Source organism: Lascolabacillus sp., from assembly GCF_028696275.1.
In the GTDB taxonomy this organism is placed as follows: domain Bacteria; phylum Bacteroidota; class Bacteroidia; order Bacteroidales; family Dysgonomonadaceae; genus Proteiniphilum; species Proteiniphilum massiliensis.
Genome location: NZ_JAQVHI010000023.1, coordinates 23,597 through 34,760 on the forward strand (window position 1 = coordinate 23,597; position 11,164 = coordinate 34,760).

Consider the following 11,164-nt stretch of genomic DNA (forward strand, 5'->3'; position numbering starts at 1 on the left):
AAGCTTCTGAATGATCAAGCACACAGGCATAGAAATTGAAGAAAAGGGTAAAGTGGATAGAATCACACTTTTCCTTTACCTTTTGTTTGTTGTCATAGGATGGTTTAATATTTATGCTGCCAGCTATGATCTGGAGAATGCTACAGGGATGTTTGATCTGTCTACCAGAGCAGGTTCGCAACTTATTTGGATAGGAACCTCTTTGCTAATCGCTTTTTCATTGATAAAAATAGAGGTGAGCTTTTATGAAACATACTCCTTCCTGTTTTACCTTATCGGGATATTTCTATTAGTTGTAACCCTTATCGTAGCTCAAGAGATAAACGGTTCCCGGTCGTGGCTGATAATTGGGCCTGTCCGACTTCAGCCGGCTGAATTCATGAAGTTTATAATTTCACTGGCATTGGCTAAGGTTTTAAATACTTATGACTTTAAGCTGATGGATAAGAAAAACCTAATGCTTGTCAGTAGTATTATAATTTTACCAACACTTCTCGTAATTTTTCAAAGTGAGACTGGTACAGCATTAGTTTACCTTAGTCTTATCCTCGTACTTTACAGAGAAGGCCTCCCTGGTGGGGTTCTTTTTATGGGTATTGCTGCAATTATCTATTTCATTCTGGGAATCAGATTCTCAGATGAGCAAATAGGTATGTTGTCAAAAGGAGAAATAATGACAGTTGTACTTATCATAATATTTTCAGCTGGAATGGTATGGAGCTATCTTAAGCGCAAAAGAACATTTTTTATAATTATATTGATTTCTTCTGTTCCATTTTTAATAGCACTTATTTTATACTTTTTCTCGGAGACTATTGACTGGGGAATGTTTTCACTCATATCACTTGGTGTTACAGCCTTACATCTGCTCTACCTGTTTTTAAGATATAGAGTTAAAACTTACTTCTATATATTCCTTTTTCTAATTGTCTCCTTCGGATTCCTTGAATCAACAGAATATGTCTTCAATGATGTACTGCAGCCTCATCAGCAGATGCGTATAAAGGTGACATTAGGTATGGAGCAGGATTTAAGTGGTGCAGGTTATCATGTTGGGCAGTCAAAAATAGCAATCGGCTCAGGAGGTCTTACAGGCAAGGGGTATCTAAATGGTACACAGACAAAACTTAAATATGTTCCTGAACAGGATACCGACTTTATTTTCTGCACCATTGGTGAGGAGCATGGATTTATCGGTTCCACAATAGTTATGATTTTATTTACAGTCTTTGTGCTTAGGTTGCTGAAACTTGCAGAAAGACAGACTACCACATTTGGCAGAGTATATGGTTACAGTGTTGTAAGTATATTTTTCTTTCATTTGCTGATAAATATTGGTATGGTTATTGGCATCATGCCAGTTATCGGGATCCCATTGCCATTTTTCAGCTATGGAGGCTCCTCTTTATGGGGATTTACAATACTTCTGTTTATTTTCCTTAGAATAGATAAGTCCAGAAAAAGAGGTTAGTACTATAATTTTGAAAATACCATATTATAATTTAGTCGCAAGTAAACCGTTAAGTAATTACTTATTATCAATATAGATAACGGGTGCACCCTAATTTCACAATTTGAATGCACCCTATCAATTAGAACCCAATTTAATAAACATTGCAGTAGATTTACCTGCAATTCCTTGAAATCTTTACTTTTACTTATTTCTACCATCAAGTAAAAATTCTCTATATATATGACATGACAGAGAAAAAATAGTTTAATTTTGTTTTAAATAGTGTGTCTGATTCAGTTATTTATTTGTTAATATATTGAGTAATTAATTTATCAGGTGATGCTATTTTATAAAAGTAAATTGGATACAACTATAATTTCTTGAGTATAAATTTAAGAATGATAAAAACAGCAATAATTACCGGAGCTTCAAAGGGTATTGGCAATGAGTTAGCCATTTTGTTTGCAAAAGATGGCCATAACCTTGTTTTAATAGCAAGAAGCGGTAAAGAGTTGGATAATCTAAAACAGCAGCTCGAAGAGGAATACAATGTCACCGTACATATCTTAATAAAGGATTTAAGTAAACCTGAATCGGCTCAGTCTGTATTTGATGAGTTGAAAGCCATTAATGTAGAAGTAGATTATCTTGTAAATAATGCAGGTTTTGGCGACTATGGGGCTTTTACTGACTGTGAATGGGATACTTATGAAAAGATGATTACACTAAATGTAACTACACTCACTCACTTATGCCATCTTTTTATAAAAGAGATTAAAGGCAGAAAACCTGGTAGAATACTGAATGTATCTTCTACAGCAGCATTTCAGCCCGGTCCAATGATGGCAGTTTATTTTGCTACAAAATCATATGTTCTTAGTCTATCCGAAGCAATCGGTTATGAACTGAGAAAAGATAACATAACCGTTACAACACTTTGTCCCGGTCCCACTAGCACTAACTTCGGTGAAGTATCAGGAATGAATGCCTCACAGTTAGTGAAGAATATAAGGATAGCAAGCTCTAAGGATGTTGCTGAGTTGGGCTATAAAGCCATGATGAAAGGTAAATCCACAGTCATTCATGGTACTCAAAACAAGCTTGCACCCTTTGGTATAAGATTTATTCCGAGGAAGTGGGTTACCCGTTTATCTGCCAAGGTGATGGGCAACAGCGTGTAGTTTATTGACTACTAAAAATATGAGGAGACAAGCTTTCATATTGCTGATACTTTTATTTTCTGAACTTGTAATAGCTCAGTCCTCAAAATATTCTATAGATGAAATAAGTAACTTTTTTACTCAAACCAGAGTGGCAACGGAAAGTCACTCAGCTTTATGGGATAAAAATATTTATGGACCAATACTTCTTGTTGATCCAAATAGCAGAGAAGCTTTTGCTAATGTGCAGGATGCAAATAATGAACTGACACCAAACAGTGGAATTTTTATTGGTAAAATACCTCGTGATTTGCCGGTCTCAAATACAGACATAACATGGAATGGCACTCATTGGGCAATGCTCTCACTACCTTTACCGGAAAAACTATATGACAGGATAGATTTAGTAACTCACGAACTCTTTCACTGTGCACAACAAGCACTTGGATTCAGTCCCCTGAGAGAAGAAAACAACCATCTTGATCTGAGAGATGGTAGAATTTATTTGCGACTTGAATTGGCTGCACTGGAAGCCGCATTGAAATCAAACAGACTGAGCAAATCAGAAGAGCATATTCGTAATGCCTTAATATTCAGAAAATACAGGCAGATGATATATAGGGGGTCACAGGTGTCAGAAAACAGTCTTGAGATTCTAGAAGGGCTGGCAACCTATACCGGACAAGTTATGAGTGGGCGAGATAAATGGGAGTGGCGAGAGTATCTTATTCACCGAATCAACACTTTTGAGGAGACACCATCCTTTGTAAGGTCATTTGCATACGAAACAACCCCTGTTTATGGATTTTTTCTTCAGCAAAAGGATTACTTCTGGAATAAGAAGGTAGATAATGAAACAAACCTTACCGATTTCTTTTCTGAAGTATTCGGAATGGATGCACCAATAATCTTTCATACATATGTTAAACAGGTTGCGGAGGATTATAATTGGCGAAGAATTGTAGATCAGGAAACAAAAAGAGCGAAATCCAATATTTCTATTCTTGATGAATACCGTGAAAAATTCTTTGAGCAACCTCATTTAGAAATCCGATTGGAAGATATGAAAATGTCATTCGATCCCAAAAATCTTATTCCTCTTGATGAGGATGAAGGAACAGTTTATCCTACAATTGTCATTAAAGACAACTGGGGAATATTAACAGTTGAAGAGGGCGGGGCTTTGCTAAGATCCGACTGGCGCTGGGTGATCGTATCAGAACCATTGGAGATTACCAGTAGTTTGTTAACCGGTAATGGTTGGGAAATAGAACTAAACGAAGGTTATCAAATCGAAGAGTTACCAGATGGTAATTATCTGTTAATAAAGAGTGAATGAGGGCTCTTATTTTGCTGAAAAAAAGAAATTAGCTAAATTTGAACTCAATACGAGGATAAGAAATGAATGAAGGCGAAAAAAAGGTTGTCAGCAAGATGATCTCTATATATTGTCGTTCAAAACACAATCAGAAAAACGAACTGTGTATTGAATGCGAATCTCTAAACAATTATGCACTACAGCGGCTTGAACGTTGCCCTTTTGGGGATGATAAGCCAACATGTGGTACTTGCACAATTCATTGCTACAAAAGAGATATGCGTCAGAGGATAAAAGAAGTTATGAGATTTTCAGGTCCACGTATGCTTTTTGCCCATCCAATTGAAGCAATACGACATTTTAACCGAGAACGAAAAAGGAAAAAGTGAAATTACTAGACCTACATACTGTAATTGCTGATGTGTTGAGTGAACACAATGAGTTGATACCTGTACTTAATCGTTTTGGAATCAGACTTGGTGTTGGAGATAAAACTCTGGAAGATCTGTGTGAAGAGAATAATCTTGATCCCGGACTTATTATAACTGTTCTAAATGTTTATCTAAACGAGGATTATGCGCCTGATTTATTAGATTTTATTGACACTGAGTCAATTGCTGATTATTTTCAGCACACTGTGGAGAATTATATTCACGAGCTGATGCCAAATATCGAGAAACACTTAAATGCTTTTATAGCGTTAAGTAGTTCGCATAATGACTCAGAACACCATCATACAAACGGATATAGCGTATCAGGGAATGAAGAGTTGGGAATGCTGAGAATGCTTTTCCTGAAGTTTAAGGAGAGGATGACCAACTACCTGAAGAGGATAGCAAATTATGATGAAGAATTCCCGGATGAGCTGCTTCATGATTTAAAAAATATATTAATTAAGCATCTTTCAACTGAATATAACCAAAACCTTTGTTATGCAGTTATCTTTTCCATACATTCATTCGAGAAAGACCTTGAGGCTCATAACAGGTTACGTGAGAAAGTACTTCAACCAAAACTAAATCAACTTGATGTATCAGGAATAAAACAGCTGCAGCACTCAATTGTAAATGAGCACATTGTAAGGAGTGATGAAGAGGGTCATAATCTAACAAACCGTGAAACGGAGATTCTCAGGCTGATAGTTCAGGGAAATCTGAACAAGGAGATAGCAGATATTCTGAATATAAGTCTCAACACAGTACTAACTCATCGAAAAAATATAATAAACAAGACTGGTATTAAAACTGTTTCAGGTCTCACTTTCTATTGTTTGCGAAATGGTTTGATATCAATGTAATACATAAAAATTATCAGTATGTCAAGAAAAAGTTTTCTAAATATCCCACTAACCAATTGGGGTGAAGTAATCAAGCACGAATATGATATTGCAATTTTACCTTGGGGGGCAGTAGAACCTCACAACTATCATCTTCCTTATCTTACAGATTGCATACTTACTTACGAGATTGCCGGTGATGCTGCTGAAGCAGCTTACGAGAAAGGAGTTACCTGCATGGTTATGTCTCCTGTTTATTTTGGCTCTCAAAATATTGGACAGTGGAATAAACCATTCTGTGTGCATACCAGAACAGAAACGCAGAAGTACATATTAACTGATATCGTAACATCCCTTCAAGCACAAGGATTGAATAAGCTAGTCATAATCAACGGTCACGGTGGTAACACCTTTAAACCATATGTAAGAGATCTCAATATGGCTTTTCCAGATTTCCGTATTGTGATAGTTGACTGGTGGACTTTAGAGCCAACTCAAGACTATTTCGAAGAAAAGCCTGATGAACATGCTGGAGAACAGGAGACGTCTGTAATGCTGCATTATCATCCGGAACTGGTAAATATGGACAATGCAGGTGATGGATATGTAAAACCTGTAAATGTATCAGCATTAAATAAAAAAATCGGATGGACGCCACGCAACTGGGATGAAGTCTCTGAAGATACAGGAATTGGCAATCCGAAGAAATCGACAGCCGAAAAGGGCAGGAGATATGTAGAAGTTGTAGTAAAGAAAATTACAGAACTACTTGTTGATCTCAAGTCAGTAGAATGATATTTTTTAATCTAAATAGTTTTAAATGAGAGCAAAATGTTGTATTTTTGATGCTCTTAAAAAAACATTCTAACCGTGTTATAATCAATATGTAATTGAAACAAATCTCATGGCTGATTAGCTAATAATTGGTCAGTAACATAATCTTTGAATTAAAGTACTAAAAACTTCAAAATAATAAATAAAGTAAATATGAGTAATCAGAGAGAGAAGCTTTTTACAGATTTTCCTCCTGTTTCCACTGATGAGTGGATAGAAGTTGTCACCAATGACCTAAAAGGTGCCGATTTCCAAAAGAAACTGGTATGGAGAACTAAAGAGGGTTTTAATGTGAAACCATTCTATCGTGCCGATGATATAGATGGATTTAAGGCACTTGAAAATCTGCCTGGTCAATTCCCCTATGTTAGAGGTACAAAGAAAGACAATAACTGGTATGTCCGTCAGGAGATAAAGGTTGTTGATTTTGCAGATGCAAACAAAAAAGCACTTGTTTTGCTAGAAAAAGGTGTTAATTCATTTGGCTTTAAACTGCCAAAACATCAGTTATCATCTGAAAACCTCGCAATATTGCTTAATGGAATTGCTCCCGATAAAGTAGAATTAAACTTCAGTACCTGTATTTCTAAAACTATCGATCTTGCAAAATTGGTGGTTGATTACATTAAAGGTCAAAACCTTGATGTTATGAAATGCTATGGTTCTGTTGAGTTTGATCCGTTCAGAAAAATACTGAAAAAGGGAATAGATGAGCCAGAGTGGGTAGAAAAAGCAGTGGAAATAGTAAAAATTACTTCCCCACTACCACGTTTCCGTTCAATTATTGTAACTGGTAATATGTTGAATGATGCTGGAGCATACAGTTATCAGGAGCTTGGTTTTAGTTTATCTTATGGAAATCAGGTTTTATCCAAACTAATCGAAAATGGCATTGAACCATCAACAGCAGCTAAAAAGATTAAATTCAAGTTTGGTGTAGGATCTAATTATTTCATGGAGATTGCCAAATTCCGTGCTGCTCGCTGGCTTTGGGCTGAGGTAGTAAATGCATATAAACCACCATGTCCTCACGATTGTGATAACAAGGCAGATGATGGCACTTGCCGTTGTGCAGCCAAGATGAATGTTCATGCAATAACTTCAGCCTTCAACCAGTCGCTTTATGACCCATATGTTAACATGCTACGTTCACAAACCGAAGCTATGTCTGCTACTTTAGGTTCAGTTGATTCACTTACTGTACGTCCATTCGATGAAGCTTTTGAAGCTCCAACAGAATTTGCAGAACGAATTGCTGTAAACCAACAACTACTATTGAAAGAGGAAGCACATTTTGATAAAGTAACTGATCCATCTTCAGGATCATACTATATTGAAACACTAACCAGATCGCTTGCAGAACAGGCCTGGAAGCTTTTTATTGATACAGAAGAGGCTGGTTTCTATAACTCACTTAAATCTGGTTTAGTTCAGGATGCTATTAATAAGACAGCTGAAGAGCGCTTCAATGCTCTTGCAAATCGCAGGGAGATACTTCTTGGCACCAACCAGTATCCTAACTTTAACGAAATTATGAGTGATAAGATTGATGAAAGCGCAACAGGTAGTGGTTGCGGATGTGGTAACACACAAGGATCAACTCCACTTAAAAGTCTGAACAAGAATAGGCTTGCTGATCAGTTTAATGAGCTTAGACTAGCTACCGAGAAGAGTGGTAAACGCCCAAAGGTGTTTATGCTTACAATTGGTAATCTGGCAATGCGTCTGGCTCGTTCACAGTTCTCAAGCAACTTCTTTGCAAGTGCAGGCTATGAGATTATAGACAACCTCGGATTCAAAACAGTTGAAGAGGGAGTTAAAGCAGCAAAAGAAAAAGGTGCAGATGTAATCGTGCTCTGTTCAAGTGATGATGAGTACCCACAATATGCTCCTGAAACATATGAAATGCTTAAAGATAGCAATGAACTATTAGTAGTAGCAGGGGCACCTGCTTGTATGGATGAGCTTAAAGCTCAGGGAGTAGAGCATTTTATTAATGTTAAGAGTAATGTTCTCGAGACACTTAAGATGTTTAATGATAGGTTGTTGTAAATAGGAACTAACAGATCTGCAAACTGCTGAAATTTAAAGCTATGGATAGTAAAGGTAAATTAAAGAACTTGATTATTGCAACACAATCCTGGACATTAACCGCATCAGGTAGTTCAGCACTTATAGCAATATCATATGTTTTTTATCTCTATAAAATAGGAGCAGTTGCAGAATTTAACTGGTTATTGGGATTAATCGCTCTTTTTGTAGCTATCATCCTTCAGATTTTTGTAAATCTTATAAATGGAAAAAAAGATTCCAAATATTTTATAGGTGAATTGCTGGTATATGTAGCATATGGTTTATTGATACCACTAGGAGTTTCATTTGTCATGACGAGTGAAATTATCTTGAGAATGCTAATAGTTAGTATACCGGTAGGCTTACTTATAGTTGCTGTTGTATATGCTAATAACACACGTGATATAAAAAAAGACAAAGATGCAAATATAAAAACAGAGGCAGTGAGATTAGGTCTGGAAGGCGCTCAAGTTACCTATCAGACTCTACTGTTTGCAGCCTACTTGCTGATAGCGATTCTGGTATCAGTTGAACTACTTCATCCAATTACTTTTCTTACTCTGTTAAGCTTCCCGCTTGCAAACAGAAATATAAAGAAGATGAAAATGGCTCAGCACAATGATAATTCTCATATCCAGCAATTGGACAGACAGACAGCTAAATTGCTTATTTTATTTGTTGTTTTTTACTCAGCAGCAAACTTTATAGCACCATTTATTTAACCAGTAGTTTAATTCCATTTTAATAGAAGAAATAAAATTAAAACAGTAGTCTAAAAAAATATGAAACCTAATTTTAAGGAAATTGACATAAACTCGGCCGGATTTTATAAGTCAGATGTTGACGAATGGGCTGAAAAAAATGAGATAAAAGCCGATTGGCATACACCTGAACAGATACCTGTAAAACCGGTATATACCAAAGAAGACCTTGAGGGAATGGAGCATCTTGAATATGCAGCCGGAATTCCTCCCTTTCTTCGTGGACCATATTCAACGATGTATGTTATGCGACCCTGGACTATCCGTCAGTATGCAGGATTCTCCACTGCAGAAGAGTCAAACGCATTCTACCGCCGTAATCTTGCATCAGGACAAAAAGGTCTTTCTGTTGCATTCGACCTTCCAACCCATCGTGGCTATGATGCCGACAACGAGAGGGTAGTAGGTGATGTTGGTAAAGCAGGTGTTTCAATCTCTTCTGTTGAAGATATGAAGATACTTTTCGATGGAATACCATTGAACAAGATGTCTGTATCAATGACAATGAATGGTGCAGTTCTTCCTATTCTTGCATTCTATATTGTTGCAGCTCAGGAGCAGGGTGCCAATCTTGATGAGATGGCAGGTACTATTCAAAACGATATTCTCAAGGAGTTTATGGTTCGTAACACCTATATCTATCCACCTGAATTCTCGATGAAGATTATTGCAGATATTTTTGAATTTACATCACAGAAGATGCCTAAGTTCAACTCTATCTCCATTTCCGGATATCATATGCAGGAAGCTGGTGCCACAGCCGATATCGAGCTTGCATATACACTTGCTGACGGTATAGAATATCTGCGTGCAGGTATGAATGCAGGTATACCGGTGGATAAGTTTGCACCGCGACTCTCATTCTTTTGGGGTATCGGAATGAACCACTTCATGGAGATTGCAAAAATGAGAGCTGCGCGTTTGCTGTGGGCAAAGATCCTGAAAAGTTTAGGTGCTGAAAATCCTAAATCAATGGCATTGCGTACTCACTCGCAAACTTCAGGCTGGTCACTAACAGAGCAGGATCCGTTTAATAATGTTGGTCGCACCGCCATCGAAGCAATGGCTGCAGCACTGGGTCACACTCAGTCACTTCACACAAATGCACTTGATGAGGCAATTGCACTGCCGACCGATTTCTCTGCACGTATTGCAAGAAATACACAGATTTATCTTCAGGAAGAAACCTATATCACTAAGCAGGTAGACCCATGGGCAGGTTCATATTATGTTGAATCTCTCACTCAGGAACTTGTAGATAAAGCATGGAATCTTATCCAGGAGATAGAAAAACTTGGTGGGATGGCCAAGGCTATTGAGACCGGTCTTCCAAAGATGCGTATTGAAGAGGCTGCTGCACGCACACAGGCTAGAATCGACTCAGGAGTTCAGGCTATCATCGGTGTTAATAAATATCGTCTTGAACATGAAGATCCAATCGATATTCTTGATATTGATAATACTGAAGTAAGAAAACAGCAGATTGAAAGACTTAATAAATTAAAGGCAGAACGTGATAACGAAGCTGTTAAGAAAGCACTTGATGCAATCACAAAATGTGTTGAAACCAAAGAAGGTAACCTTCTTGAACTTTCTGTTGAGGCAGCCAGAGTTCGAGCTACATTAGGTGAAATATCAGATGCTTGTGAAAAAGTAGTTGGACGTTATAATGCAGTAATCAGAACAATTTCAGGAGTGTATTCATCAGAATCAAAAGGAGATGCAACGCTAGATGAAGCGCGTGCACTCACAGATAAATTTGCCGCACAGGAAGGACGCAGACCAAGAATTATGGTGGCTAAAATGGGACAGGACGGACATGATCGTGGCGCTAAGGTTGTAGCAACAGGTTATGCTGATTGTGGTTTCGACGTAGATATGGGACCATTATTCCAGACACCTGAAGAGGCAGCCCGTCAAGCAGTTGAAAACGACGTACATGTTCTTGGTGTTTCTTCACTTGCAGCAGGTCACAAAACACTGGTTCCACTTGTTATTGATGAACTCAAGAGACTTGGCAGGCCCGATATAGTTGTGATTGTAGGTGGAGTTATTCCTGCTCAGGATTATGATTTCCTGTATAAGGCAGGTGTAGCGGCTATATTTGGTCCAGGTTCACGTGTAACAAAATCAGCTGTTGACATTATGCACATCCTTATGGATGAGTGATAATTAGCTAAATTTTTTGTTCCGCTTTCGGCTTACTCTTTTTGTAGAGTTTGTCGAAAGCGGTTTTTTATATATATTTATGGCATGAAGACTAAGGCTCAATTATCTGTCACTATTCTG

At 37.5% G+C, this 11,164-nt stretch carries 9 protein-coding genes; all 9 read left to right on the top strand.

What is annotated here, in order from left to right:
- The first annotated feature begins 10 nt into the window (after positions 1-10).
- Entirely contained in the window at positions 11-1,471 is a 1,461-nt protein-coding gene (rodA, locus tag PHO43_RS06980) for a rod shape-determining protein RodA (RefSeq protein ID WP_045089804.1), read from the top strand.
- Between the two features lie 380 nt (positions 1,472-1,851).
- Positions 1,852-2,634 carry an SDR family NAD(P)-dependent oxidoreductase gene (locus PHO43_RS06985; RefSeq protein ID WP_045089803.1) on the top strand — a complete coding sequence of 261 codons (783 nt, stop codon included), beginning with the start codon at positions 1,852-1,854 and terminating at the stop codon, positions 2,632-2,634.
- Positions 2,635-2,653: 19 nt separating this feature from the next.
- On the top strand, positions 2,654-3,952 hold the full coding sequence (locus tag PHO43_RS06990) for a hypothetical protein (RefSeq protein ID WP_288009972.1): 1,299 nt from the start codon (positions 2,654-2,656) through the stop codon (positions 3,950-3,952).
- A 62-nt stretch (positions 3,953-4,014) separates the two neighbouring features.
- On the top strand, positions 4,015-4,320 hold the full coding sequence (locus PHO43_RS06995) for a nitrous oxide-stimulated promoter family protein (protein ID WP_045089801.1): 306 nt from the start codon (positions 4,015-4,017) through the stop codon (positions 4,318-4,320).
- Positions 4,317-5,228, top strand: a complete 912-nt coding sequence (locus PHO43_RS07000; RefSeq protein ID WP_053826171.1) for a LuxR C-terminal-related transcriptional regulator — start codon at positions 4,317-4,319, stop codon at positions 5,226-5,228. Before PHO43_RS06995 ends, PHO43_RS07000 begins: the two co-directional genes overlap by 4 nt.
- Before the next feature lie 18 nt (positions 5,229-5,246).
- The gene (locus tag PHO43_RS07005; RefSeq protein WP_045089799.1) at positions 5,247-6,002 is read left to right on the top strand and encodes a creatininase family protein; all 756 of its coding nucleotides are present in this window, start codon (positions 5,247-5,249) and stop codon (positions 6,000-6,002) included.
- Between the two features lie 192 nt (positions 6,003-6,194).
- On the top strand, positions 6,195-8,093 hold the full coding sequence (locus PHO43_RS07010) for a methylmalonyl-CoA mutase family protein (RefSeq protein WP_288011732.1): 1,899 nt from the start codon (positions 6,195-6,197) through the stop codon (positions 8,091-8,093).
- Positions 8,094-8,134: 41 nt separating this feature from the next.
- Entirely contained in the window at positions 8,135-8,836 is a 702-nt protein-coding gene (locus PHO43_RS07015; RefSeq protein WP_053826173.1) for a prenyltransferase, read from the top strand.
- A gap of 60 nt (positions 8,837-8,896) precedes the next feature.
- Entirely contained in the window at positions 8,897-11,044 is a 2,148-nt protein-coding gene (gene scpA / locus PHO43_RS07020; protein WP_053826174.1) for a methylmalonyl-CoA mutase, read from the top strand.
- Positions 11,045-11,164 lie beyond the last annotated feature (120 nt).

What these genes read in the sequence shown, in the direction of transcription:
- PHO43_RS06990 (WP_288009972.1), top strand. Translation starts at nt 2,654, where the DNA reads ATGAGGAGACAAGCTTTCATATTGCTGATACTTTTATTTTCTGAACTT.
- rodA (WP_045089804.1), top strand. Translation starts at nt 11, where the DNA reads ATGATCAAGCACACAGGCATAGAAATTGAAGAAAAGGGTAAAGTGGAT.
- PHO43_RS07015 (WP_053826173.1), top strand. Translation starts at nt 8,135, where the DNA reads ATGGATAGTAAAGGTAAATTAAAGAACTTGATTATTGCAACACAATCC.
- PHO43_RS06995 (WP_045089801.1), top strand. Translation starts at nt 4,015, where the DNA reads ATGAATGAAGGCGAAAAAAAGGTTGTCAGCAAGATGATCTCTATATAT.
- PHO43_RS06985 (WP_045089803.1), top strand. Translation starts at nt 1,852, where the DNA reads ATGATAAAAACAGCAATAATTACCGGAGCTTCAAAGGGTATTGGCAAT.
- PHO43_RS07010 (WP_288011732.1), top strand. Translation starts at nt 6,195, where the DNA reads ATGAGTAATCAGAGAGAGAAGCTTTTTACAGATTTTCCTCCTGTTTCC.
- PHO43_RS07005 (WP_045089799.1), top strand. Translation starts at nt 5,247, where the DNA reads ATGTCAAGAAAAAGTTTTCTAAATATCCCACTAACCAATTGGGGTGAA.
- scpA (WP_053826174.1), top strand. Translation starts at nt 8,897, where the DNA reads ATGAAACCTAATTTTAAGGAAATTGACATAAACTCGGCCGGATTTTAT.